16 protein-coding genes are annotated in these 25365 nt (G+C 69.4%); 8 read left to right on the top strand and 8 right to left on the bottom strand.

Annotated elements, in window-relative coordinates; genetic code table 11:
• Positions 1 to 34: 34 nt before the first annotated feature.
• From MD221_RS08655 to MD221_RS08645, 3 genes are read right to left on the bottom strand one after another with little or no spacing between them, the layout of a single operon-like run.
• A complete protein-coding gene (locus MD221_RS08655) occupies positions 35 to 376 on the bottom strand; it encodes an FmdB family zinc ribbon protein (RefSeq protein ID WP_242110586.1) in 342 nt (113 codons plus the stop codon).
• 60 nt (positions 377 to 436) lie between these two features.
• Entirely contained in the window at positions 437 to 1693 is a 1257-nt protein-coding gene (locus MD221_RS08650) for a cation:proton antiporter (protein WP_242110578.1), read from the bottom strand.
• Entirely contained in the window at positions 1690 to 1833 is a 144-nt protein-coding gene (locus tag MD221_RS08645; RefSeq protein WP_242110576.1) for a hypothetical protein, read from the bottom strand. The genes MD221_RS08650 and MD221_RS08645 overlap by 4 nt, the downstream gene beginning before the upstream one ends.
• A 34-nt stretch (positions 1834 to 1867) precedes the next feature.
• On the opposite strand from MD221_RS08645, the gene MD221_RS08640 reads away from it, so the two are divergent.
• A complete protein-coding gene (locus MD221_RS08640) occupies positions 1868 to 4222 on the top strand; it encodes a glycogen debranching protein (RefSeq protein ID WP_242110568.1) in 2355 nt (784 codons plus the stop codon).
• A 220-nt stretch (positions 4223 to 4442) separates the two neighbouring features.
• On the opposite strand, the gene MD221_RS08635 is transcribed toward MD221_RS08640, so the two are convergent.
• A complete protein-coding gene (locus tag MD221_RS08635; RefSeq protein WP_242110560.1) occupies positions 4443 to 6311 on the bottom strand; it encodes an ABC-F family ATP-binding cassette domain-containing protein in 1869 nt (622 codons plus the stop codon).
• 154 nt (positions 6312 to 6465) lie between these two features.
• On the opposite strand from MD221_RS08635, the gene MD221_RS08630 reads away from it, so the two are divergent.
• The 3 genes from MD221_RS08630 (at position 6466) to ybaL (ending at position 13232) form a co-directional block, all read left to right on the top strand.
• The gene (locus MD221_RS08630) at positions 6466 to 8874 is read left to right on the top strand and encodes a TonB-dependent receptor plug domain-containing protein (RefSeq protein ID WP_242110558.1); all 2409 of its coding nucleotides are present in this window, start codon (positions 6466 to 6468) and stop codon (positions 8872 to 8874) included.
• Between the two features lie 136 nt (positions 8875 to 9010).
• Positions 9011 to 11407 carry a TonB-dependent receptor plug domain-containing protein gene (locus MD221_RS08625; RefSeq protein ID WP_242110549.1) on the top strand — a complete coding sequence of 799 codons (2397 nt, stop codon included), beginning with the start codon at positions 9011 to 9013 and terminating at the stop codon, positions 11405 to 11407.
• A gap of 130 nt (positions 11408 to 11537) precedes the next feature.
• The gene (gene ybaL / locus MD221_RS08620; RefSeq protein ID WP_242110548.1) at positions 11538 to 13232 is read left to right on the top strand and encodes a YbaL family putative K(+) efflux transporter; all 1695 of its coding nucleotides are present in this window, start codon (positions 11538 to 11540) and stop codon (positions 13230 to 13232) included.
• A gap of 53 nt (positions 13233 to 13285) precedes the next feature.
• Here ybaL and clpB read toward each other — a convergent pair whose 3' ends face one another.
• Positions 13286 to 15871, bottom strand: coding sequence for an ATP-dependent chaperone ClpB (gene clpB, locus MD221_RS08615; RefSeq protein ID WP_242110538.1), 2586 nt, complete (start codon positions 15869 to 15871; stop codon positions 13286 to 13288).
• Between the two features lie 204 nt (positions 15872 to 16075).
• On the opposite strand from clpB, the gene MD221_RS08610 reads away from it, so the two are divergent.
• The 4 genes from MD221_RS08610 (at position 16076) to MD221_RS08595 (ending at position 20840) form a co-directional block, all read left to right on the top strand.
• Positions 16076 to 16393: a putative signal transducing protein gene (locus MD221_RS08610; RefSeq protein ID WP_242110530.1), complete on the top strand. Its 318-nt coding sequence runs from the start codon at positions 16076 to 16078 to the stop codon at positions 16391 to 16393.
• 458 nt (positions 16394 to 16851) lie between these two features.
• On the top strand, positions 16852 to 17355 hold the full coding sequence (locus tag MD221_RS08605; RefSeq protein ID WP_242110528.1) for a TspO/MBR family protein: 504 nt from the start codon (positions 16852 to 16854) through the stop codon (positions 17353 to 17355).
• A gap of 204 nt (positions 17356 to 17559) precedes the next feature.
• Positions 17560 to 18138, top strand: a complete 579-nt coding sequence (locus MD221_RS08600; RefSeq protein WP_242110526.1) for an ECF-type sigma factor — start codon at positions 17560 to 17562, stop codon at positions 18136 to 18138.
• Positions 18139 to 18158: 20 nt separating this feature from the next.
• Complete coding sequence (locus tag MD221_RS08595; RefSeq protein WP_242110524.1) at positions 18159 to 20840, top strand: serine/threonine-protein kinase; 2682 nt, start codon at positions 18159 to 18161, stop codon at positions 20838 to 20840.
• A gap of 50 nt (positions 20841 to 20890) precedes the next feature.
• Here MD221_RS08595 and MD221_RS08590 read toward each other — a convergent pair whose 3' ends face one another.
• The 3 genes from MD221_RS08590 to MD221_RS08580 form a co-directional block, all read right to left on the bottom strand.
• On the bottom strand, positions 20891 to 21808 hold the full coding sequence (locus tag MD221_RS08590; RefSeq protein ID WP_242110521.1) for a hypothetical protein: 918 nt from the start codon (positions 21806 to 21808) through the stop codon (positions 20891 to 20893).
• 57 nt (positions 21809 to 21865) lie between these two features.
• Complete coding sequence (tkt, locus tag MD221_RS08585) at positions 21866 to 23857, bottom strand: transketolase (protein ID WP_242110519.1); 1992 nt, start codon at positions 23855 to 23857, stop codon at positions 21866 to 21868.
• A 159-nt stretch (positions 23858 to 24016) separates the two neighbouring features.
• Positions 24017 to 25348: a dicarboxylate/amino acid:cation symporter gene (locus MD221_RS08580; protein ID WP_242110510.1), complete on the bottom strand. Its 1332-nt coding sequence runs from the start codon at positions 25346 to 25348 to the stop codon at positions 24017 to 24019.
• Positions 25349 to 25365: the final 17 nt, after the last annotated feature.

Here is a 25365-nt window from a genome sequence, read left to right as displayed (position 1 = left end):
CGAAGGCGCCGGGGTGTCCGGCGCGGCAGAACGCTCAGTCCCCGGACTTGGCCGGCGCGGCCGGCTTCGGCTCGGGCTTGGCCGCCGGCTTGGCGTCCGCCGCCGGCTTCGCGTCGGCCGGCTTGGACTCGGCCTTCGCCTCGCCGGTCTTGCCGCCCTCGCCGCCTTCCACCAGGTTGCGCTTCTTGTCGCCGTCCTTCTTGAAGTCGGTCTCGTACCAGCCGCTGCCGGCCAGGCGGAACGACGGGGCGGTCAGCTGGCGCTTGATCGCCTGGGCGCCGCAGGCCGGGCAGGTCTCCGGATCGGGATCGGACAACTTCTGCAGCCGGTCGAAGTCGTGGCCGCAGGCGGTGCAATGGAAGGCGTAGATCGGCATCGGGTCGGGAGGGTCGGTTTCGGGGGGCGCCGGGGAATTCTGGGGATCGGCGCGGGCAAATCAAGCCGGCGGCGCTGCCGGGGCCTTCGCGGGGCCCCCGGCGGAGCCGTCGTCGGGGTGCCGCGCCGCCGCGGCCGCCGGTCCGGGTCCGGCCGCGTCGTCCGGGTGCTGGAAGCGGTCGTCGGCCGGGTCCACGTCGAAGGGCGCGCGCAGCACCAGCGAGGGCAGCAGCGTAGTCAGGGCGGCGTACAGCAGCAGGCCGCCGAACAGCGCATCGGGGATGTGGAAGCGGTCGCGCAGGATCGCCGCCAGCACCAGGGTGAAGATCAGCGTCGGCGCCAGCGCCACCGACACGCGCAGGCTGCTGCCGTGCTGCTCGCCGAAGAACAGCGCGCGGCGCTGCAGCCAGATCTCGCCGATGCGCAGCGGCACCGTCACCGCCGTCAGCAGCAGGCCGATGCCCAGGGCCTCCAGGCTCAGCGCGCCGGCCGGCACCTTGGTGCCGGCGTTGAAGAAATAGAACGGCACGAAGAACGAGGCGAACAGGCGCACCGCGTGCAGGTTGTCGTCCGAGGCCAGGCGCGGCATGCGGATGCGCAGCAGGCGCGCGATCAGCCCGGCGATGAACGCGCCCACCAGGTAGTACACGCCCAGCTTGTAGGTGATGAAGGCCGCGACCATGCCCACCATCACCAGCAGCGAAAACTCCGAGCCCGGCGCGTGCGGCGCCACCCAGCGCCCGAGCGCCACGAACAGCAGCGGCAGGCCGACCAGCATCGCCGCCAGCGCCAGCGAGGACACGCCCAGCTGCAGCGGGTCGCCCGCCTGCAGGATCACGAACAGCGCCGCCAGCGCCAGCAGCTCGCCGGCGATCGCCTTGCTGGTCACCCAGAAGCGCTCGTCCTCGTCCAGGCCCAGCCGCGCCAGCGAGTCGAGAATGAAGCCGGTGGAGGGCGTGAGCAGCGCCAGCGCCAGCAGCCCCGCCGCCTGCCAGCCCAGGCCGAAGGAATGCCAGGCCAGCCAGCCCACGCCGATCAGCCCCGCCACGCGGATGGCCAGGTGCGCGATCAGCGGCCACATGCCGCGCCGCAGCGCACGCAGGTCGACCTCCAGGCCGGCGAACAGGAACAGCGAGGAGATGCCGAGCGTCGACAGCAGCCCCACCACCATGTCGTGCGACTTCCCGCCCCAGGCCAGCATGGCGCCGATGCCGAACACCAGGCAGGTCAGCGGCGCCGGCATCTTGAAGCGCTGCAGCGCGCGCGGGATCACCAGCAACGCGAAAATCAGGATCAGATAGAGCAGTTCTCGGTTCATGCCGGCCTTGTCACGTCGGTCTTGTCATATCGGTCTTGCTGCATCGCAGCAAGCGGCATCCTCACAGGATCGGCCGGCGCAGGCAAGCCGTCGCCGGCCGCGGCATCGCCATGAATACGAATGCGGCGGCCGATGTGCATGCGCACACCGCGGGATACTGCGGCGACGGGAGAGATGCCCGCCATTGCCAACGAGGACGATGCGATGCCGCTGCGGATGCCGTCGATGCGCCTGTTTCCGTCTTTCCTGTCCGCGCTGCTGCTGATCGCGCCGTGCGGCAACGTCCGCGCCGCGATCGACGCGCACAATCTCGGCGCGAAGTACGACGCCGGCGGCGCAAACATCACCTTTCGCGTCTACTCCTCGCGCGCCACGCGCATCGAGGTGTGGATCTACAAGGCCGCCCAGGGCGAGCAGGAGAAGGTCCGCTACGTGCTGGCCAAGGACGCCGCCAGCGGCGTCTGGTCGAAGAGCGTGTCCGTGGCCACGCTCGCGGCCAGCTACGGCATCACCGGCACCGTCTACTACGGCTACCGCGCCTGGGGGCCGAACTGGCCCTACGACGCCGCCTGGACCAAGGGCAGCGCGACCGGCTTCGTCGGCGACGTCGACGCCGCCGGCAACCGCTTCAACCCCAACAAGCTGCTGATCGATCCGTACGCGCGCGAGATCAGCCACGACCCGATCACGGCGGCCTGCCAGGACGGCAGCCTCTACGCCACCGGCGCCGCGCACCGCCACAAGGACAGCGGCGCCTGCGCGCCGAAGGGCATCGTGCTGGCGGCCGACACCACCTCCTTCGGCAGCAAGCCCACGCGCCCCTTCAAGGACGAGGTGGTGTACGAGGTGCACGTGCGCGGCCTGACCATGAATGACACGTCGCTGCCGGCCGCGCAGCGCGGCACCTACGCCGGCGCGGCGCGGAAGGCGGCCTATCTCGCCGGCCTGGGCGTCACCGCGGTGGAGTTCCTGCCGGTGCAGGAAACCGAGAACGACCAGAACGACATCGCCCCGTCCTCGACCACCGGCGACAACTACTGGGGCTACATGACCTTGAACTATTTCGCGCCCGATCGCCGCTACGCCGCGGACAAGGCGCCCGGCGGCCCGACGCGCGAATGGAAGGCGATGGTGAAGGCCTTCCACGACGCCGGCATCAAGGTCTACATCGACGTGGTCTACAACCACACCGGCGAGGGCGGCCCCTGGGGCGGCACCGACGGCCTCACCGTCTACAACCTGCTTTCCTTCCGCGGCCTCGACAACCCGGCCTACTACTCGCTCACCGCCGACTACCAGCGTCCCTGGGACAACACCGGGGTGGGCGGCAACTTCAACACGCGCAATCCGGTGGCGCAGAACCTGATTGTCGACTCGCTGGCCTGGTGGCGCGACGCGCTGGGCGTGGACGGCTTCCGCTACGACCTCGCCTCGGTGCTCGGCAACAGTTGCCAGCACGGCTGCTTCAATTTCGACAAGGGCGATGCCGGCAACGCGATCAACCGCATCGCCGCCGAGCTGCCCGCGCGCCCGGCCGCCGGCGGCGCCGGCGTGGACCACATCGCCGAGCCCTGGGCCATCGGCGGCAACGCCTACCAGGTCGGCGGCTTTCCCGCCGGCTGGGCCGAGTGGAACGGCCTGTATCGCGACGCGCTGCGCAAGAAGCAGAACAAGCTCGGCGTGGAAACGGTGACCACCGGGACGCTGGCCACGCGCTTCGCCGGCTCCAGCGACCTCTACGGCGACGACGGCCGCAGGCCCTGGCATTCGGTCAACTTCATGGTCGCCCACGACGGCTTCACCCTCAACGACCTGTACGCCTACAACGACAAGCAGAACGGCCAGCCCTGGCCCTACGGCCCCTCCGACGGCGGCGAGGACCACAACAACAGCTGGGACCAGGGCGGCGCGCCGGCCGCGCAGCGCAAGGCCGCGCGCACCGGCCTGGCCTTCGTGCTGCTCAGCGCCGGCGTGCCGATGCTCACCGGCGGCGACGAGGCGCTGCGCACCCAGTTCGGCAACAACAACGCCTACAACCTGGATTCCCCGGCCAACTGGCTGTACTGGACGCGCGATGCCTACGAGGCGGACTTCGAGACCTTCACCAGGCGCCTGATCGCCTTCCGCAAGGCGCAACCCGCGCTGCGCCCCGCCGGCTTCTATTCCGGCGCCGACAGCAACGGCAACGTCATGGAACAGCTGCGCTGGTTCAAGCCCGACGGCACGCAAGCCGACGGCGCCTACTTTGACGACGCCAACAACCACGCCATCGCCTGGCGCCTGGACGGCAGCGAGTTCGGCGGCGGCGCGGCCGCGATCTACGTCGCCTACAACGGCTGGTCGGGCGGCGTGAACTTCACCCTGCCCTGGCCGGGAACGGGCCGGCAGTGGTATCGCGTGACCGATACGGCGACCTGGAACGAAGGCGCCAATACCGTGGCCTTGCCGGGAACGGAGACGCTGATCGGCGGGGAGAACACGGTCTACGGGATGGAGGCGCGCTCGCTGCTGGTGCTGATCGCCAGGTAGCGCTCGCGCTCCGCCCACGCCCCGACATCCAACCCGTCATTCCTGCGAAAGCAGGAATCCAGTGCCTTTCGCCTTTCAGCGGGCTGATCAGCGGTGCTTTCCGATTCCCAGATGAAGTCGAAGAGCAAAGTCGCTGGATCCTGCTTTCGCAGGAATGACGGTCGGGTGAGGCGTGGATGAGGAGCGCAGCGCGGCCGACCGCCGACCGCGCCGCGCGGCATTACGCCGAGTCGTACAGCGTCAGCAGTTCCTGCTCGGCCCGCTCCAGTTCGTCGCGCAGCGCCTGCTGCTCGCGCCCCAGTTCGCTCGCGCGCGCGCCGCCATCGGCGTAGGCGTCCGGATCGGCCAGCGCGCGCTCGATCTCCGCCAGACGCGCTTCCAGTTCGGCCACGCGCGCCTCGGTCTTGGCCAGCTTGTGCGGATTGATCTTCGCGGGCTTGGCCGCCTTGGCCGGCGCCGCGCCAACCGGCGCCGGCTTGGCGGGCTCGCGCGCCGACGGCTTGCCTTCGCTGCCGCCCGCGCGCGTGCGCAGCCAGGCCGCGTATTCGTCCAGGTCGCCGTCGAAGGGCTTGACGATGCCGTCGGCCACGCGCCAGTACAGGTCGCTCACCAGGCCGATCAGGTGGCGGTCGTGAGAAACCAGCACGATGGCGCCGTCGAAATCGCTGAGCGCCTCGGCCAGGGCCTCGCGCATGTCCAGGTCGAGGTGGTTGGTCGGTTCGTCGAGCAGCAGCACGTTCGGCTGCCGCCATGCGATCAGCGCCAGCGCCAGGCGCGCGCGCTCGCCGCCGGAGAAGCCGTCGATGCTCTCGAAGGCGCGATCGCCCGGGAAATACCACTTGCCGAGGAAGTCGCGGAAGGCCTGCGTAGGCAGGTTCGGCGCGATCTCGCGCAGATGGTCGATGGGCGAGGTGCCGGCCACCAGCGATTCCACCGTGTGCTGGGCGAAGTAGCCGATGCGCAGGTCCGGATGCGCGTAGCGCTCGCCGGCCAGCAGCGGCAGCTCGCCGACCAGCGACTTGACCAGGGTGGACTTGCCGGCGCCGTTGGGGCCGAGCAGGCCGATGCGGTCGCCCGCCTCCAGCCCGAAGCCGACGTTGTCCAGGATGCGCGCCTGCGGCCCGTAGCCGCACTGCGCGTCGTTGAGTCGCAGCAGCGCGTGCGGCAGCTTGAGCGGCTGCGGGAAATCGATGCGGAACTCGCGCTCGGCGCGCACCGCCTCGGTGCCGGCCAGCTTGGCCAGGCGCTTCATCCGCGACTGCGCCTGGCGCGCCTTGCTGGCCTTGGCGCGGAAGCGGTCGATGAACTTCTGCAGGTGCGCCCGCTCGGTCTGCTCCTTCTCGAAGGCGATCTGCTGCTGGCGCAGGTGCTCGGCGCGCTGGCGCTCGAAGGCGGTGTAGTTGCCCGCGTACAGCCTGGCCTTGCCCTCGTGCAGGTGCAGGGTGTGGGTGCAGACGTTGTCGAGGAATTCGCGGTCGTGGCTGATCAGCAGCAGCGTGCCCGAATACTTCAGCAGCCACTGCTCCAGCCACAGCACGGCGTCGAGGTCGAGGTGGTTGGTGGGCTCGTCGAGCAGCAGCAGGTCGCTGGGCGTCATCAGCGCGCGCGCCAGGTTCAGGCGCACGCGCCAGCCGCCGGAGAAGGCGCTGACCGGCTGCTGGTGCGTGTCGGCCGGGAAGCCGAGCCCGTGCAGGAGCCTGCCGGCGCGCGCGGCGGCATCGTAGCCGCCCAGTTCCTCGAGCCGGTGGTGCGCCTCGGCCACCGCCTCCCAGTCCTCGTTGGCGAAGGCGTTGGCCTCGTTCTGCAGCGCCGCATGCACCGCGGCGTCGCCGGAGAGCACGAAATCGATGGCCGGATCGGGCAGCGAGGGCATCTCCTGCGCGATGCTGGCGATGCGCACGCGGTTGGGCACGTCGAGGTCGCCGCGATCGGCCTCCACTTCGCCGCGCACCGCCGCGAACAGCGAGGACTTGCCGGTGCCGTTGCGGCCGACCACGCCCACGCGCCAGCCGGCGTGCAGGGCCAGGTCGACATTGGACAGCAGCAGGCGTTCGCCGCGCCGCAGGGCGAAATCACGGAAGGAAATCATGCCGCCATTATCTCACGAACCATTCCGCGAACCGATCCCATGACCGATCGGCATCTGGTCATGAACAGAAATTGGACCGCGCGCGGCGGCGGCATCGAATAATCGGATCGACGGCAGACCGCCGCCCTCCCCCACTCCTCCCCCCGGAGCCTGCATGCCCCGCACCACGCCCTTGTCCGGCGCCCTGCTGCTTGCGCTCGCCGCCCTGCCGGCGGCGGCGCAGCAATCCGCCTCCGATGCCGCCGCCGCGCCAGCCACCAGCCTCGACGCGGTCATCGTCACCGGCACCCGCGTCAGCGACCGCACCGTCGCCGAATCCACCGCGCCGATCGACATCATCACGCCCGAGGCGCTGGACGCCACCGGCACCACCGAGCTGGCCACCGCGCTCTCGCGCGCCCTGCCCTCGCTCAACTTCCCGCGCCCGGCCATCACCGACGCCACCGACGCCATCCGTCCCGCGCAGCTGCGCGGGCTGGCGCCGGACCAGGTGCTGGTGCTGGTCAACGGCAAGCGCCGCCATACCACCTCGCTGATCAATCTCAACGACAGCATCGGCCGCGGCTCCTCGCCCGTCGACCTCAACGCGATCCCGATCGCCGCCATCGAGCGCGTCGAGGTGCTGCGCGACGGCGCCTCGGCCCAGTACGGCTCCGACGCCATCGCCGGCGTGATCAACGTCGTGCTCAAGGGTAGTGGCAGCGGCGGCGGTCTCAGCGGCCGCTACGGCCAGTACAGCGCCGGCGACGGCGAGCAGTACCAGCTGGCTGGCGATGCCGGCTTCAAGCTCGGCGAGAACGGCGCCCTGCACCTGGCCGCGCAGGCCGGCCACCAGGACAACACCAACCGCGCGCGCCCCTATCTCGGCCCGGTCACGCCGACCAGCAATCCGCCCGGCCGCGTGCTGCACCGCTACGGCGACCCGGAGGTGGACGATGCCGCCGCGTCCTACAACGCCCACTGGGCGCCGCGCGAAGGCCTCGAGTTCTATTCGTTCGGCACCTTCAGCCGGCGCCGCGCCATCTCCAACGGCTACTACCGTGCGCCCGGCAATCCCAACAACATTCCGGCGATCTATCCCGACGGCTTCCTGCCGCAGATCGACAACCACAGCGACGATCGCGCCTTCGTGCTCGGCCTGCGCGGCCGGACCGCCGGCGGCTGGAACGTGGACCTGAGCTACAACCGCGGCCAGAACCGGCTCGACTTCGACGTGCGGCACAGCCTCAACCGCACCCTCGGCGCGGCCTCGCCGCGCAGCTTCCACATCGGCAGGCTGCAGACCACGCAGGACGTGCTCAACGCCGACGTCGACCGCAGCTTCGACGTCGCCTGGCTGCCCTATCCGCTGACCTTGGCCTTCGGCGCGGAATGGCGCGGCGAACGCTTCGCGCAATCGGCGGGCGAGCCGGCCTCCTACGCCACCGGCCCCGAGCCCGGCGCACCCGGCGCGCAGGTGTTCCCGGGCTTCCGGCCCGGCGATGCCAGCGACCGCGACCGCAACAGCCATGCGTTCTACGCGGACCTGGAAGCCGACGTCACCGACAAGCTGTCGCTGGGCCTGGCCGGGCGCTACGAGCAGTACAGCGACTTCGGCGAGACCACCTCCGGCAAGCTCTCCGCGCGCTACGCCTTCACCGACCGCGTGGCGCTGCGCGGCACGGTCTCCACCGGCTTCCGCGCGCCGTCGCTGCAGCAGCAGTTCTACCAGTCCACGCAGACGGTGATCGTGCTCGGCGATCCCACACCCTACGAGATCCGCACCTTCGCCGTCGACGACCCGGCCGCGGTCGCGCTCGGCGCCGAGCCGCTCAAGCCCGAGAAATCCACCAACCTCGGCCTCGGCCTGGTGCTGCAGCCGGTCGATGCGCTATACGTCACCGTCGATGCCTACCAGATCGACATCGACGACCGCATCATCCTCTCGGAGAACCTGCGCGGCCCGGCGGTGGAAGACTTCCTCACCGAACGCGGCTATCCCAGCATCACCGGCGGCCGCTACTTCACCAATGCCGTCGACACGCGCACGCGCGGCATCGACATCGTCGGCAGCTACCGCTGGGAACTGGGCGGCGGCGCGCTGAACCTGACCGCCGGCTACAACCACAACAAGACCACGCTCGAACGCGTCGCGCCGAACCCGGCGGCGCTGGAGGCGGTGGCCGACCGCTACGACATCGTGCTCAACCGCATCGGCCGGGTCGAGCGCGGACGCATCACCCAGGGCGCGCCGCGCGACAAGTTCTTCCTCGGCGGCACCTGGACCACCGGCCCCTGGCGGCTGGACGCCACGGCCACGCGCTATGGCGAATTCCACACCTTCAACGACGACCCGAGCGGCGCACGCGACCAGACCTTCGGCGCGAAATGGACCCTCGACCTGGCCGCCAGCTATGCCCTCGACGGCTGGTCCTTCACCCTGGGCGCCGACAACGTGCTCGACGAATACCCGGACGAGGCGATCTACGCCAACAGCGAGAGCGGCCAGCTGCCCTACAGCAGCTACGCCCCGTTCGGCTTCAACGGCGCCTTCGCCTACGCCAAGGTCGGTTACAGGTGGTAGGCAAGGGCGCGCTCCGTCGTCGCGGCCGGGTGGCCGCGGCCGCGGAGCGCCCCGCGCACCCGCGACAATGGGCGAATTGACGCATTTGTTAGGGGCGTGTTAAACACCAGGAACACCCTGTTCAGGAGTCGTCTCGATGCGCCGTACTCCGTTGTCAGCCGCCCTGCTGTTCGTCCTCGCCTCCCCCGCCGCCTTCGCGCAGACCGCCCCCGCCCCCGCCCCGGCCGCGGCGAAGGAGGCCAGCACCCTCGACACCATCGTCGTCACCGGCACCCGCGTCAGCGACCGCACCGTGGCCGAGTCGCAGTCGCCCATCGACATCATCACCCCGGAGACGCTGCAGGCCACCGGCACCACCGAACTGGCCACCGCGCTCTCGCGCGCCCTGCCCTCGCTCAACTTCCCGCGCCCGGCCATCACCGACGGCACCGACGCGGTGCGGCCGGCGCAGATCCGCGGCCTGGCCCCGGACCAGGTGCTGGTCCTGGTCAACGGCAAGCGCCGCCACACCACCGCCCTGATCAATCTCAACGGCAGCATCGGCCGCGGCTCCTCGCCGGTCGATCTCAATGCGATCCCGATTTCGGCGATCGAGCGCGTCGAGGTACTGCGAGACGGCGCCTCGGCGCAATACGGTTCCGACGCCATTGCGGGCGTGATCAACGTCGTGCTCAAGGGCCGCGGCAGCGATGGCGGCGTATCGCTGGGCGGCGGCAAGTTCAGCGCCGGCGATGGCGAGCAATGGAACGCCAATGGCCACGTCGGCATCGAGTTCGGCGACAAGGGCTTCCTGCGTCTGGCCGCACAAGGCGGGCACCAGGATCAGACCAATCGCGCCAGGCCCTATCGCGGCGTGGTCGAGCAACGCTACGGCGATCCCGAGATCGACTCCGGCGCGCTGTTCTTCAACACGGAGTACGCGCCGGCCGAAGGCGTCAACTTCTACGCGTTCGGCGGTTACAACAAGTCGGACGTGCTTTCCAACGGCTACTTCCGCCCCGCCGACGACTATCGCAACACGCCTTCGATCTACCCCAATGGCTTCCTTCCGCAGATCCACAACATCAGCGAGAACCAGTCCGCCGTCGCCGGCGTTCGCGGCACCACCGCCGGCGGGACCAATATCGACGTAAGCCTCGACTATGGCCGCAACTACCTCGACTTCAATATCGAGAACACCCTCAATACCAGCCTTGGACCGACCTCCCCGACGAAGTTCTACGCCGGTGCGCTCAAAGTCACGCAGAACGTGCTGAACCTGGATTTCAGCAAATCGCTCGACGTCGGCATGGCCTATCCGATCACCCTCGCCTACGGCGCCGAATGGCGCGGCGAGAAGTTCGAGGAAAAACCAGGCGAGCCGGGCTCCTATGCCAAGGGCACGTTCGTCTCGCCGAACGAAACCCAGACGCCGCCCCGCATCGTGCCCGGCGCGCAGGTCTTCGCCGGCTTCACGCCGGGCGATTCCGGCAGCTTCCACCGCGAGAGCTACGCGTTCTATGTCGACCTGGAGGCCGACTTCAACGAAAAGTTCTCCGCGGGCATCGCCGCGCGCTACGAGGACTACAGCGATTTCGGCGATACCACCTCCGGAAAGCTGTCGGCGCGCTACGCCTTCACCGACAAGGTGGCATTGCGCGGCACGATATCGACCGGGTTCCGCGCCCCGTCCCTGCAGCAGCAATACTTCCAGTCCGTGGCCACCAATTTCATCGGCGGGCTGCCTTATGAGATCGCGACCTTCCGCGTCGACAACCCGGCCGCCAAAGCTCTCGGCGCCGAGGCGCTGAAGGCCGAGGAATCCACCAACTACGGACTGGGCCTGGTGCTGCAGCCGATCGATGCGCTGTACATCACGATCGACGCCTATCGGATCGACATTGACGACCGCATCCTGCTATCCGAGAACCTGATCAGCCCGGCCGTGCGCGCCTACCTGCAATCGCTAGGCTACTCGGTGGCCGGTGGACGCTATTTCACCAATGCGGCGGACACCAAGACCACCGGCATCGACATTGTCGGCACCTATCGCTGGCAGCTCGACGCCGGCACGCTGGACTTCACCGCCGGCTACAACTACAGCAAGACGGAGATTCGCAGCATCGCCAAGAATCCCGCGGCCCTGGAGGCCATCGACCCGAACGCAGTGCGCATCGGCCGTACCGAGATCAGCCGCATCACCGAAGGCGCGCCACGCGACAAGTTCATGCTGGGCGGAACCTGGAACAGCGAACATTGGCAATTCTCCGCCACCGCGACGCGCTATGGGGAGTTCACCTGGCTGGACGGCACCACGCCGGTGCCGATCTACGCCAACGACCAGACCTTCGGCGCGAAATGGACCCTCGATCTGGCCGCGACCTACAAACTGGGCGACTGGAGCTTTACCCTGGGCGGCGACAATGTGCTCGATGAATATCCGGACGAATCCAGGGCCGCGGTCGGCTCGCGCAACTACCTGCCCTACAACACGCAATCGCCCTTCGGCTTCAACGGCGCCTACGTCTACGGCAAGGTCGGCTACAAATGGTGAACGGCGGATTCAGCCGAAAACCCCGGGAAACCCCGCATCCGCGGGGTTTCTTTTTGCACGGAACCCGAAAACGTTTGCATGATTCTTGCTTGCCGGTCATCATCCCCGTCATCGCACGACGGAGTCGCCGATGCCCCATCACACTTCCCTGATCGCCATCCTGTGCGTCGGCTTCGTCGCGGCCTTCGTGCTGGGCCTGCTCGCGCAGCGCCTGCGCCTGTCGCCGCTGGTCGGCTACCTGGTCGCCGGCATCCTCATCGGCCCCTTCACGCCCGGCTTCGTCGCCGACCAGACGCTGGCGCCGCAGCTGGCCGAGGTCGGCGTGATCCTGCTGATGTTCGGCGTGGGCCTGCATTTCTCGCTCAAGGACCTGATGGACGTGAAGGCGATCGCGCTGCCCGGCGCGGTCGCGCAGATCGCCGCGGCGACGCTGATGGGCTGGGGACTGGGCGAATGGCTGGGCTGGTCGCACGGCGCAGGCCTGATGTTCGGCCTGGCGCTGTCGGTGGCCAGCACCGTGGTGCTGTTGCGCGCGCTCGAGGAGCGGCGCCTGATCGAAACCACCAAGGGCCGCATCGCGGTGGGCTGGCTGATCGTCGAGGACCTGGCGATGGTGCTGGCGCTGGTGCTGGTGCCGGCGTTCGCCGGCGCGCTCGGCGGCGAAGGAGGCGGCGGCGGCAGCCTCTGGTTGACCCTGTTCGTCACCCTCGGCAAGGTCGGCGCCTTCGTCGCGCTGATGCTGGTGGTGGGGCGGCGCGTGATCCCGTGGGTACTCGAACGCGTAGCCGGCACCGGCTCGCGCGAGCTGTTCACGCTGTGCGTGCTGGCCGTGGCGATGGGCGTGGCCTTCGGCGCCGCGGAACTGTTCGGCGTGTCGTTCGCGCTGGGCGCGTTCTTCGCCGGCATGCTGCTCAACGAATCCGAGTTCGGCCACAAGGCGGCCAACGACTCGCTGCCGCTGCGTGACGCCTTCGCGGTGCTGTTCTTCGTCTCGGTCGGCATGCTGTTCGACTGGCACATCGTGGTCGAGCGTCCGCTGGAACTGCTGGCCACCTTCCTGATCATCGTGGTCGGCAAGTCGGCGGCGGCATGGGCCATCGTGCGCGCCTTCGGCCGGCCCAACACCACCGCGCTGGTGATCTCCACCAGCCTGGCGCAGATCGGCGAGTTCTCCTTCATCCTGGCCGGGCTCGGCCTGTCGCTGAAGATCCTGCCGCAGGAAGCGCATGACCTGATCCTGGCCGGCGCCCTGCTCTCGATCATCCTCAACCCCTTCCTGTTCACCCTGCTCGACCGCTGGCAGGCCAAGCAGGACGCGCAGAGCCAGCGCGACGCGCAGCAGGCCGCCGACCAGGAAGCCGAGGCGCATCGCGTGCCCGAGACGATCTCCGACCACGCCATCGTGGTCGGCTACGGCCGCGTCGGCAGCCAGCTGGCCACGCTGCTGCGCGAGCGCGGCGTTCCGGTGGTGGTGGTGGAGGACGACGCGGATACCGTCGCCCGCGCCCGCGCCGCGGGCTTCCCCGCCGTGCGCGGCAACGCCGCCGCCGAACGTGTCATGCCCGAAGCCGCGCCCGAACGCGCCAAGCTGGCCGTGTTCGCGATCCCGCACGCGCTGGAAGCCGGCGAAACCATCGCGCGGCTGAAGGCGGCCAACCCCGGGATCACCGTGCTGGCGCGCGCGCACAGCGACGCCGAGGTCAAGCACCTGCTCGCCCACGGCGCCGACGGCGCGGTGCTGGCCGAGCGCGAGCTGGCCTATTCGCTGGCCGAAATGGTGATGGCGACGCCGCCGTACCGCGCGCTGCGCGCGCAGACCGCCTGACGAAAGAGCCCGGGCGGCGATGCCGTCCGGGCTCTGCGTCCGCCTGGCGCCGATCAGGCTTTTCCGAACACCAGCTGCCCGCCCTGGGCATCCACCTGCACGGTGTCGCCGCCGGCGAACTCGCCGGACAGGATCTTCTGCGCCAGCGGATTCTCCAGCTGCTGCTGGATCGCGCGCTTGAGCGGACGCGCCCCGTAGACCGGATCGAAGCCGACGTTGCCGAGCAGTTCGAAGGCCTTGTCGCTGACGCTGATGCGCAAGCCGCGCTCGGCCAGCCGCTTCTCCAGCCCGCGCATCTGGATGCGGGCGATGGCCTTGATCTGCGCCTTGTCGAGCGGGTGGAACACGACGATGTCGTCGAGGCGGTTGATGAACTCCGGGCGGAAGTGCGCCTGCACCACGCCCATGACCGCCGCCTTCATCTGCACGTAGGCCTCCGGCGAATCGTCGCCGGCCAGCTCCTGGATCTGGTGCGAGCCGAGGTTGGAGGTCATCACGATCACCGCGTTGCGGAAGTCCACGGTGCGGCCCTGGCCGTCGGTGAGGCGGCCGTCGTCGAGCACCTGCAGCAGCACGTTGAACACGTCCGGATGCGCCTTCTCGACCTCGTCGAGCAGGATCACGCTGTAGGGACGCCGGCGCACCGCCTCGGTGAGGAAGCCGCCCTCCTCGTAGCCGACGTAGCCCGGAGGCGCGCCGATCAGCCGGGCCACGCTGTGCTTCTCCATGAATTCGCTCATGTCGATGCGCACCATCGCGTCCTGGCTGTCGAACAGGAATTCGGCCAGCGCCTTGCACAGCTCGGTCTTGCCCACGCCCGTGGGGCCGAGGAACAGGAACGAGCCGCTCGGCCGGTTCGGATCGGACAGGCCGGCGCGCGAGCGGCGCACGGCGTCGGAGACCACGCGGATCGCCTCCTCCTGACCGACCACGCGCGTCTTCAGCGCGTCCTCCATCTTCAGCAGCTTCTCGCGCTCGCCCTCGAGCATCTTGCTGACCGGAATGCCGGTCCAGCGCGCGACCACCTCGGCGATCTCCTCGGCGGTGACGCGGTCCTGCAGCAGCTTGAAGCCCTGGGTCTCGGCCTCCTGCGCGGCCTTGAGCTGCTTCTCCAGCTCGGGCAGCTGCCCGTACTGGATCTCGCTCATCTTGCCGTAGTCCTGGCGGCGCTGCGCGGCCTCCAGGTCGAGCTTGGCCTGCTCGATCTGCTCCTTGATCCTGGTGGCGCCCTGCAGGGTGGCCTTCTCGGCCTTCCACACCTCCTCCAGGTCGTTGTATTCGCGTTCCAGCGATTCGATCTCCTTCTCCAGGTCGGCCAGGCGCTGCTTGGAGGCGTCGTCCTTCTCCTTCTTCAGCGCCTCGCGCTGGATCTTGAGCTGGATCAGGCGACGCTCCTTGCGGTCGAGCTCCTCCGGCTTGGAATCGATCTCCATGCGGATGCGCGAGGCGGCCTCGTCCATCAGGTCGATGGCCTTGTCCGGCAGCTGGCGGTCGCTGATGTAGCGGTGCGAGAGCGTCGCGGCGGCGACGATCGCCGGGTCGGTGATCTCCACGCCGTGGTGCACCGCGTAGCGCTCCTTCAGGCCGCGCAGGATGGCGATGGTGTCCTCCACGCTCGGCTCGCCGACGAACACCTTCTGGAAGCGGCGCTCCAGCGCGGCGTCCTTCTCCACGTACTTGCGGTACTCGTCGAGCGTGGTGGCGCCAATGCAGTGCAGCTCGCCGCGGGCGAGCGCGGGCTTGAGCATGTTGCCCGCGTCCATGGCGCCCTCGGCCTTGCCGGCGCCGACCATCGTGTGCAGCTCGTCGATGAACAGGATGATCTGGCCCTCGTTCTTGGCCAGGTCGTTGAGCACCGCCTTCAACCGCTCCTCGAACTCGCCGCGGAACTTGGCGCCGGCGATCAGCGCGCCCATGTCGAGCGAGAGCACGCGCTTGCCGCGCAGCCCTTCCGGCACCTCGTTGTTGACGATGCGCTGCGCCAGCCCCTCGACGATCGCGGTCTTGCCCACGCCCGGCTCGCCGATCAGCACCGGATTGTTCTTGGTGCGCCGCTGCAGCACCTGGATGGTTCGGCGGATCTCCTCGTCGCGGCCCACCACCGGATCGAGCTTGCCGCTCTCGGCGCGCGCGGTCAGGTCGATGGTGTACTTCTCCAGCGCCTGGCGCGCGTCCTCGGCGTTCTCGTCCTTCACCGACTCCCCGCCGCGCATGGCGTCGATCGCCGCTTCCAGGCGGCGCTTGTCGGCGCCGGCGGCCTTCAGCGCCCGGCCGGCCTCGCCGCCGTCGTCCAGCGCCGCCAGCACGAACAGCTCGGAGGCGATGAAGGCGTCGCCGCGCTGCTGGGCGAGCTTGTCGGTGACGTTGAGCAGGCGGCCGAGGTCGTTGCCGACCGAGATCTGCCCGGCCTGGCCGGAGACCTTGGGCAGCTTGTCCAGCGCCTCGGTCAGGCGCTCGCGCAGCACCGGCACGTTGACCCCGGCCTGGGTCAGCAGCGGGCGCGTGCCGCCGCCGGACTGGTCCAGCAGGGCCAGCAGCAGGTGCGTCGGCTCGATCAGGTTGTTGTCGCGGCCCACGGCCAGCGACTGGGCGTCGGCCAGCGCCTGCTGGAAACGCGAGGTGAGTTTGTCCATTCGCATCGGAGGGTCCCGAGAAACGGCCGGCATGGCGCCAGCGATGCAGCCAAGATATGGGCCAACGGGCTCGATTCAAGCCATTCGGCGTGGCGCGCGGACCCGTTCCTGCCCCCTCTCTACGGACCCGTCGGCCGGGTGCCCTGAATCGGTCTGCCGGAGCGGCCAGATGCAGCTTCGTCGATGATCTGAACATCGAATGGAATCCCGATGAAGCTTCTCTACGCCGCGACCAGCCTGTCGTTTGCACAGTCCCTGCGCATCGCACTGGACCAGGAGGAAATCGAGTATTACTGCTCGGATGCGGATGCCTCCGTCGCCGGCATCGCCGGTCCGATGGGCGGCAGCCCGGCGCGCTTCTATGTGCTGCATGAACAGGACTGGGACCGGGCCGTCGACATCCTGCGCGCGCTTGCGCAGCCGCAGCAGGCGGAACCGCGACAGGCCGGAAAACCGCTTCCAGTCTGGCTGGTGATGCTCTCGAGCATGTTGCTGATGATGGCCTTGGTCTTCGTGCTGACGCATTGAAGGCAGCGCGTACGACATGCGCGAATCTACGCGTCGTGCTTGCCGGATCGATCCACGTCTCATCACACCACAAAGCCGCCTCCCCACCCCGAATAGATCACAGGTCTCGGGGGGCCGATGCAAGGCGGGGAAGCGCGTCGTCAACGGGCCGAAGGACTAATTCCGGGACTATTTCGGCATCCGCAAACCAATACGCGCCCTGAGCCTGCGCCCACGCTGGCCCGGGCCGCACCGATCCGCCATGCTCGCAGGCCCGCCCGCTCGCATCGGGATGCCTCGGCGGGGCGCCGGCACGCAGCAGCCGGCAAGGCAGTTGAGATAGGGGGCGCCCTTCGATTCAAGCGCATTCCGCCAGCTTTACGTTCGCCTGGGTGGGAGGGCATTCCGGCTGCGGAAATGCGACGATGGCCAAACGCCATCGCCGGCACCGACCTCCGGCATCGCAAAAGGATCAGGCCATGACCATGCATCCCTCCAGCCGACGACGAACTCTGCTCGGCTTGCTGGCCTGGCTGGCGACCGCTTACGCGGCGGCGGCGGTGGGCGCGACTGCCTCGGTGCGTGCGGCGGCTTTCTACGGACAGCTGGCGCGCCCGGACTGGGCGCCGCCGGCCTGGCTGTTCGGTCCAGTGTGGACCGTGCTCTACACGCTGATGGGCATCGCCGCGTGGCTGGTATGGCGGGTCCGCGGGTTCGCCGGCGCCCGTGCCGCGCTCGTCCTGTTCCTGGTGCAGCTGGCCCTGAACGCCGCCTGGAGCTGGCTGTTCTTCGCATGGCGGCGCGGGGCGATTGCCTTCGCCGACATCGTGGTGTTGTGGATCATGATCGCCGCCACCCTGGCCGGCTTCTGGCGCGTCCGGCCGCTGGCGGGCGCGCTGCTGCTCCCCTATCTGCTCTGGGTGAGCTTCGCGGCTGTCTTGAACTACGCGGTCTGGCGGCTCAATCCCTCGTTGCTCGGATAAGCGGGCGCCGCCGTCGAGTTCCCCGCGCTGGCCGCAGCGTTTGCGCACGCCAAAGATGGTCGGCAACACGCAAAGGCGACAGAACCTACCCCGGCCGCGCATTCCCGTCGAAATCGTCCCGGCGCATCGCGTCGGGCGCCGCGCCGAAATGGCCGCAACGACATCGATCCGCTATGCTCTCAGGCCCGACAAGGCGCTGCTGCCATGACCGCCTCCCCCCAGGACATCACGGGATTGTTGTCCGACTGGCGCGACGGTGATCCCAACGCGGAAACCCTGCTGCTGGAGCAGGTGTATCCGGTGCTGCGGCGGCTGGCGCAGCAGCGGCTCTCGGCCGGCGGCCGGGTCACCCTGTCGGCGACCGAGCTCGCCAACGAGGCCTATTTCAAGCTGGTGCCGCAGCGCGGGGTGCCGTTCCACAACCGCTCCCATTTCTACGCCATCGCCGCGCACGTGATGCGGCGCCTGCTGGTCGACCACCTGCGCGAGCGCAACGCGCTCAAGCGCGGCGGCGACGTCGTGCAGGTCACCCTGCGCGCCGACGGCGAGATGGGCGGCGCGCAATCCGACATGGCCGATGCGCTCGACCTCGACCGCCTGCTGTTCCGCCTGGAACGCATCAACGCCCGCGCCGCCAAGGGCGTGGAGCTGCGCTATTTTGGCGGCCTGACCCTGGAGGAAACGGCCGAGGCGATCGGCGTTTCCCTGCCCACCGCCAAGCGCGACTGGCAGTTCGCGCGCGCCTGGCTGTACGAGCAGCTCACCGGCCCTCCCGCGGCATAGGCAACAGGACAGGCACGGGAATGCCGACCGACACCGTCCGCTGGTCCCAGGCCGCCGCGCTCTTCGCCCATGCGATCGAGCTCGATCCGCAGGCGCGCGCGGCATTCCTGGACCAGGAATGCACCGGCGATGCCGCCCTGCGCGCCGCGGTGCAGCGGCTGCTCGAAGCCCACGACGCGCTCGGCACGCAGACCGGCGTCCCCGGCGTGGCCGGCTGGCAGGAGACGCTGGACGCCTGGGCCGACGCCAACCGCCTGGCCTCCGGCGACCGCGCCGGCCCGTTCACCATCGAGCGCGAGCTGGGCCTGGGCGGCATGGGCCGCGTCTACCTGGCCAGGCGCGCGATCGACCGGGGCACGCAGAACGTCGCGCTGAAGGTGGCCACGCTGCACCGGCTCACGCCGCAGGCGCACGAGCGGCTGCGGCGCGAGCGCCAGCTGCTGGCGTCCCTGGAACACCCGCACATCGCGCGGCTGATCGATGCCGGAGAACTCGCGACCGGCGCGCCCTACTTCGCGATGGAATATGTCGACGGCCTTGCCATCACGGCGTATTGCGACCGGCATGTATCGAGTATCGAGGCGCGCTTGCGCCTGATGCTGGAGGTGCTCTCGGCGGTCGACTACGCGCATAAGCGGCTGGTCCTGCACCGCGACATCAAGGCCAGCAACGTGCTGGTGGACGCGGCGGGCGCCGCCAAGCTGCTCGATTTCGGAATCGCCAAGCCGCTGCCGGGCGAAAGCGCCGACGGCGCGGAGGTCACCGTCGAGGCGCAGCGCTTCTTCTCGCCCGGAACGGCGGCGCCGGAACAGGTCGGCGGCCAGGCCACCAGCGTCGCCACCGATATCTATTCGCTGGGCGCGCTGCTCTACGAACTCCTGGCCGGACGCCTGCCGTTCGAGCCAGGCGACTACGCCCCGGCGCAACTGGTCTACGAGATCGTCCGGGTCGATGCGCCGCCGGCCAGCCAGGCGGTGGCGCGGTTGGCGCAGGCCGACCCGCAACGAGCGCGCGAGATCGCCCTGCGGCGCGGCGTGACCGGCGCGCAGGCCCTGCAGCGTCGCCTGCGCGGCGACCTCGACGCGGTGCTCGCCCGCGCCCTGCGCAAGGAGCCGGAGCGGCGCTATGCCAGCGTCGAGAAGTTCGCCGACGATCTGCGCGCGGTGCTCGCATCGCGGCCGGTGGCGGCGCGGCAGGGCGAAACCGGCTACCGCTTCGGCAAGTTCGTCCGGCGCAATGCCATCGTACTGGCGGCGGCCGGGGTCGTGGCCGTGCTTTCGATGGCGTTCGTCATCGGCACGGTGCTGCAATCCCGGCAGCTGGCGCAGGCGCGCGACCGCGCCGAGGCAAGGCGCGCCCAGGCGGAACAGGTGACCGGCTTCATGGTCGATCTGTTCAAGGCGTCCGATCCCGAGCAGGCGCGCGGCAACGATCCCAGCGCGCGCGAGCTGCTGGCGCGCGGCTCCCGGCGTCTGGCGACGGGCCAGATCCGGGACCCGGAGACCCATGCCGCGCTCTCCACGGCGATCGCCGACATCGACCTCGCGCTGAACGATTACTCGTCCGCGGAGCGCCATTCCGCCGACGCCCTGCGCCTGCGGGAAAGCCTGCCCGGCACGCCGCCGTCCGCCTTGCGCGAGAGCTACCGGCAGCGCGCGCGGCTGGCGATGGCGACGGCGAAATATGCGGATGCCGACCGCTTTCTCGCCCGCGCCATGGCGACCCTGCCGTCCGCGGACGATGCAAAATCCAGCGAGGAACGGCTGGAACTGCTCGGCCTGCGCGCCTCGCTCCTGCAGTCGCAAGGCCGTCTCGACCAGTCCCTGGCGCTGTGGCGGCGGCTGGACCCGCAGTATCAGCGCCAGTTCGGCCCCGCCGACCCGCGCAGCCTGCAGGCTCGCCTGTCGCTGGCCAGCGCGCTGAAGGCCGCAGGCCGCCAGGAGGAAGCCGCCACACTGCTCGATGCGGCCCTGCGCGAACCGGACGCCATCGGCATCCGCAGCAACGACCCGGCCGTCGCCAAGCTGATGTATGCGCTCGCGCTGCAGCGCCGCGACCAAGGACACCTGGGCGAAGCCGAGCGTCTTGCGCTGGCGGCGGCGCAGATCGACATCCGCGTCCTTGGCGAAGATCACACCACCACCGCGGCGGTCTACAACGGACTCGGCACGATCGCCCAGGCCCGCGGCGACTCGGCGCGGTCGGTGGGCTATTTCGAGCGCTCCCTGGCGATCAAGCGCAGGGTCCACGGAAACGACCATCCGCGCGTGGCGATGGCCGAGTACAACCTCGGCCTGCTGCAGCATCTGTACCTGCACGATGCCGCCAAGGCGGAGCCGCATCTGCGCGAGGCCGTTGCCATCGGCGAGCGCGGTCCGTCACCGACCCATCTCAACGTGGCGATCCACCGGCTCGGCCTGGCGGCGGCGCTGGACGATCTCGGCCGCCGCGACGAGGCGATGCGGCTCCTTGCACTGGCGCAGGCGCAATTCGCGCGCCTCCCCGGGCAAACCGGCAATCTGGCGCTGGCGCGGGCCGAGAACGCCTGCCTCAGGCGCCGCGGCGGCCGCGCGACGGCGGCCGACGAGCGCGCAATGCATGAGGCGCTGGAAATCGCGCGGCGGCGTTTCGGCGAAGGCGATCCGCAGTATCGGCGCCTGCAACGCTGCGGGAGCGAGGCGCCGGGCGCGCAACGCCGCTGAAGGAGATCGCGGCTGCCGGGACGGCTATCCGCGGTGATCGTCGCGGTCCGTTACCGGTCGACGATGCCGGCGGATGCGATATCGCAAGCTCCAATCCTGCCGACGTTCCGGAACGCGCCGTTCTCGCCGCCGCCCAGCCACAGCAGGTGCGCGCCCGTGCCCACGGGCGCGGGCTTCCACGCCACGATCGCATTGCGCAACTGACCGAGCCGCCAATCGCGATGCCGGTCGTCGTCGATCGCGATCCTGACCGGCTCCAAGCCCGTACCAGGCGGCGTGATCGAAACGTATCGCAAACCGGTCTTGCTGTTTCTTTCCAGCCAGATGCCGAGGCTGGCGTTGAAATTGTCCGTGTCGTCGCCCAGGACCAGGGCGCCCGTCCGGATCAGCCGCCTGGGCGTTTCTTCATCGCGGGCATTGCAGAAGAACGTCCATCCGCCGACCGGCACCTCGTACAGGTCGGCGACAAGCTCGACCCGGCCTTCGTGCTCGGCAAGGGAGAGCACGAGCCTCCCGGATTCTCCCCTGATGACGTCCGTCGGCACCAGCGTGAATTCGGCGATCGACAGGCTTTGCCCGGGCTCGATCACCAGTGCATTGATGTCGAGCCAGATCCTGGCCTGGTTTCCGTCGTCGGTGGGCTCGAGCCGCGCGCCGTCGAGCTGGGTCTCCCGGAATCGGGTCGGCACGCCGGTGGCGTCCACTTCAAGCAGGACCCGGACATCGACCTGGCACCCACCGCCATGCGGCTCGCTTCCGCTGCCGCTGGACTCGTCTCCTCCGCCGTCTCCGCTGTCGACGACCGAGCCCTCGTCGCAAAACGGATTGCGAGGATTGCCCGTTGCCGCCCACGCATGGCCCGCGAACAACAGAACGGCCAGCGCCATCGCGCATATCGCCTTCATGATTCCTCCGGATGTTCTTCCCTGGATGCTCCCTACCCGTAAAGCGCCGCGGAAACGGCTCATGGCCGTCTCCGCGGGTGACGCCGCCCGGATCATGCGGCCCGGATCATGCGGGTCGGGTCAGCCCAGGGCCTTGGCCGCCTCGATCACCTTGTCCACGGTGAAGCCGAAATACGGGAACAGCTGCTCGGCCGGCGCGCTGGCGCCGAAGCTGTCGATGCCGACGACCGCGCCGTCCAGGCCGACGTACTTGCGCCAGAAATCGGTGACGCCCGCCTCCACGGCCACCCGCTTGCGGCAGGCGCGCGGCAGCACCGACTCGCGGTACTCGGCGCTCTGCCGGTCGAAGACGTTGCTGGCCGGCATCGATACCACGCGCACCTTGTCGCCGAGCCTGGCCGCCGCGTCCATGGCCAGGCCGACCTCCGAGCCGGTGGCGATCAGGATCAGCTCCGGCGCGCCCACCGAATCCTTCAGCACGTAGCCGCCGCGGGAAATGGCGTCGACCTGGGCGGCATCGCGCGCCTGGTGCGGCAGGTTCTGCCGCGAGAACACCAGGCAGCTCGGGCCGTCCTTGCGCTCGATCGCCGCGCGCCAGCACGCCGCCGACTCCACGGCGTCGCAGGGACGCCACACGTCGTTGTGCGGGATGTAGCGCAGCGAGGCCAGGTGCTCGATGGGCTGGTGCGTGGGACCGTCCTCGCCCAGGCCGATCGAGTCGTGGGTGTAGACGTGGATCGCGTGCGCGCCCATCAGCGCGCTCATGCGCACGGCATTGCGCGCGTAGTCGCTGAACACCAGGAAGGTGGCGTCGAAGGGAATGAAGCCGCCGTGCACGGCGATGCCGTTGCTGATCGCGGTCATCGCGAATTCGCGCACGCCGTAGTAGGCGTAGTTGGCGGCCGGGTCGTCGCCGGCCACGGTCTTGCTGCCCTTCCACAGGGTCAGGTTGGAATGGGCGAGGTCGGCCGAGCCGCCGATCAGCTCCGGCAGCAGCGGCGCGAAGGTCTCGATGGCCATCTGCGAGGCCTTGCGCGAGGCGATGCTCAGGCCTTCGGCCTGCAGCTTGGCGATGTAGGCGTCGGCGGCGGGCGCGAACTCGGCCGGCAGCTCGGCGTGCGAGCGGCGGGTCAGCTCGGCGGCCAGCTCCGGATGGCGCGCGGCGTACTTGTCGAACAGGGTGTTCCACTGGTCCTCGCGCACCAGGCCGGCATTGCCGGCGCGCCAGGCGTCGCGGATCGGCTGCGGGATCTCGAACGGCGCGTAGTTCCAGTCCAGCGCCTTGCGCGTGGCCTCCACCTCGTCCTTGCCCAGCGCGGCGCCGTGCACCGACTCCTTGCCCGCCTTGTTGGGCGAACCGAAGCCGATCGTGGTGCGGCAGCAGATCAGCGTCGGCTTGTCCTCGTTCGCGAGGGCCTGCTCGATCGCCGTCTTCAGCGCCTCCGGATCATGGCCGTCGACGGCGCGGATCACGTGCCAGCCGTAGGCCTCGAAGCGCTCGGGCGTGTTGTCGGTGAACCAGCCCTGGGTGTCGCCGTCGATGGAGATGTGGTTGTCGTCCCAGAAGGCGACCAGCTTGTGCAGGCCCCAGGTGCCGGCCAGCGAGGCGGCCTCGTGCGAGATGCCCTCCATCATGCAGCCGTCGCCCATGAACACCCAGGTGCGGTGGTCGACGACGGCGAACTCGGGGCGGTTGTAGCGCTGCGCCAGCAGCTTCTCGGCCAGCGCCATGCCCACCGCGTTGGCGAAGCCCTGCCCCAGCGGACCGGTGGTGGTCTCCACGCCCGGGGTGACGAAATTCTCCGGGTGGCCGGGCGTCTTGGAGTGCAGCTGGCGGAAATGCTTGATCTCCTCCAGCGGCAGGTCGTAGCCGGACAGGTGCAGCAGCGCGTACTGCAGCATCGAGCCGTGGCCGTTGGAGAGCACGAAGCGGTCGCGGTTGAACCACTTCGGATTGTTGGGGTTGTGGCTGAGGTAGTCGTTCCACAGCACTTCGGCGATGTCGGCCATGCCCATCGGCATGCCCGGATGGCCGGAATTGGCGGCCTGCACCGCGTCGATGGCGAGAAAACGGATGGCGTTGGCGAGGTCGCGGCGGCTGGGGGCGGTCATGAGGGGGCAGAGGGGGCGGCGGAAGCGGACGCCCATTGTCCCATCCCGGCCCCTCCCCTGCATGCATCGGCGCCCGGACGCGGCCGGGACGGCGTTTCCCGGCAGCCGCCGGGCGTCGATTGCGCGGCGGCGCCCCGCCCCGCCGCCACGGCGAGGCGCTCAGCCGACCGAATTGCCCTCGTCGGCCAGGCTCGGGCCGTCCGCCTCGCCCCTGGACACCATCGCGGCGATGCCGAGGTCGCCGGTGACGTTGACCACGGTGCGCGACATGTCGAGGAAGTGGTTCACGCCCAGCACCAGGCCGATGCCCTCCGGGGGCACGCCGACCATGCCGCAGATCAGCGCGACCACCGGCAGCGAGCCGGATGGCACGCCGGCGGTGCCGATGCCGCCGAGGATGCACACCAGCATCACCATCACCTGCTGGCCCAGGCTCAGGTCCACGCCGAAGAACTGCGCCAGGAACAGCACCGTCACGCCCTCGAACAGGGCGGTGCCGTTCTGGTTGGCGGTGGCGCCCACGGTGAGCACGAAGCGCGAGACCTTGCGCGGCAGGCCCAGCTCCTGGTCGGCCAGGCGCAGCGAGACCGGCAGCGTGGCGTTGCTGGACGCCGTGGAGAAGGCCACCAGCATCGCCTCCTGCACGCCCTTGAAGAAGCGCAGCGGCGAATAGCCGCCGACGAACTTCAGCGCCAGCGAATAGGTGACCACCATGTGGATGGCCAGGGCGAAGAACACCACCAGCACGTAGGCGCCCAGGCGCAGCATCAGGTCCCAGCCGAACAGCACGGCCAGGTTGAACATGAAGCAGAACACGGCGTAGGGCGCCAGGCGGATGATCAGGCCGATCAGCGTCATCGAGATCTCGAACAGCCCCTCGATGCCGCGCTTGAGCGTGTCCACCGCCGCCGAGCGCGTCAGCACCATGCCCACGCCGAACATCAGCGCGAAGAACATCAGCGCCAGGATCGAGGCGTTGTCGGAGGCGGCGCCGATCACGTTCGAGGGCACGATCGAGAGCAGCATGTGCAGGCCGCTGGAATCGCTGTTGCTGCTGTCCTTGACGATGGCCTGGGCGCGCTCAGCGCCCTCGGCGAGCAACTGCTGCGCCAGCGCCTTGTCCACGCCGGCGCCGGGCTGGAACAGGTTCACCATCACCAGCCCCAGCAGCACCGCCGCGCCGGAGAGCAGGATGGTGTAGAGCAGCGTGCGCCAGCCGATCCGGCCCAGCGAGCCGATGTCGCCCATCTCCGACACGCCGACCACCAGCGCCGAGAACAGCAGCGGCACGATCATCATGAAGATCAGGTTGAGGAAGATCGTGGAGAAGGGCTGCGTCGCGTACTGCGTGAGCATCTTCACCCACGAGGCATCGGCCCCGGCCCCGTAGTGCACGAACAGCCCGAGCACCAGGCCGATGGCGAAGCCGATGCCGATCTTCCAATGCAGGGGCATGCGCGCCTTGTCGGCGGATCGGGTCGGTTCGGACATGGCGCGGCTCCGCGGCT

Source organism: Luteimonas aquatica (assembly GCF_022662575.1).
GTDB lineage: Bacteria > Pseudomonadota > Gammaproteobacteria > Xanthomonadales > Xanthomonadaceae > Luteimonas > Luteimonas aquatica.
Note: the sequence above shows the minus strand (reverse complement) of the source record. Positions and strands in the feature narration are given on the sequence as shown.

Coding starts and splice junctions, on each gene's coding strand:
- MD221_RS08655 (WP_242110586.1), bottom strand. CDS start 376: ATGCCGATCTACGCCTTCCATTGCACCGCCTGCGGCCACGACTTCGAC.
- MD221_RS08650 (WP_242110578.1), bottom strand. CDS start 1,693: ATGAACCGAGAACTGCTCTATCTGATCCTGATTTTCGCGTTGCTGGTG.
- MD221_RS08645 (WP_242110576.1), bottom strand. CDS start 1,833: ATGCACATCGGCCGCCGCATTCGTATTCATGGCGATGCCGCGGCCGGC.
- MD221_RS08640 (WP_242110568.1), top strand. CDS start 1,868: ATGCCCGCCATTGCCAACGAGGACGATGCGATGCCGCTGCGGATGCCG.
- MD221_RS08635 (WP_242110560.1), bottom strand. CDS start 6,311: ATGATTTCCTTCCGTGATTTCGCCCTGCGGCGCGGCGAACGCCTGCTG.
- MD221_RS08630 (WP_242110558.1), top strand. CDS start 6,466: ATGCCCCGCACCACGCCCTTGTCCGGCGCCCTGCTGCTTGCGCTCGCC.
- MD221_RS08625 (WP_242110549.1), top strand. CDS start 9,011: ATGCGCCGTACTCCGTTGTCAGCCGCCCTGCTGTTCGTCCTCGCCTCC.
- ybaL (WP_242110548.1), top strand. CDS start 11,538: ATGCCCCATCACACTTCCCTGATCGCCATCCTGTGCGTCGGCTTCGTC.
- clpB (WP_242110538.1), bottom strand. CDS start 15,871: ATGCGAATGGACAAACTCACCTCGCGTTTCCAGCAGGCGCTGGCCGAC.
- MD221_RS08610 (WP_242110530.1), top strand. CDS start 16,076: ATGAAGCTTCTCTACGCCGCGACCAGCCTGTCGTTTGCACAGTCCCTG.
- MD221_RS08605 (WP_242110528.1), top strand. CDS start 16,852: ATGACCATGCATCCCTCCAGCCGACGACGAACTCTGCTCGGCTTGCTG.
- MD221_RS08600 (WP_242110526.1), top strand. CDS start 17,560: ATGACCGCCTCCCCCCAGGACATCACGGGATTGTTGTCCGACTGGCGC.
- MD221_RS08595 (WP_242110524.1), top strand. CDS start 18,159: ATGCCGACCGACACCGTCCGCTGGTCCCAGGCCGCCGCGCTCTTCGCC.
- MD221_RS08590 (WP_242110521.1), bottom strand. CDS start 21,808: ATGAGCCGTTTCCGCGGCGCTTTACGGGTAGGGAGCATCCAGGGAAGA.
- tkt (WP_242110519.1), bottom strand. CDS start 23,857: ATGACCGCCCCCAGCCGCCGCGACCTCGCCAACGCCATCCGTTTTCTC.
- MD221_RS08580 (WP_242110510.1), bottom strand. CDS start 25,348: ATGTCCGAACCGACCCGATCCGCCGACAAGGCGCGCATGCCCCTGCAT.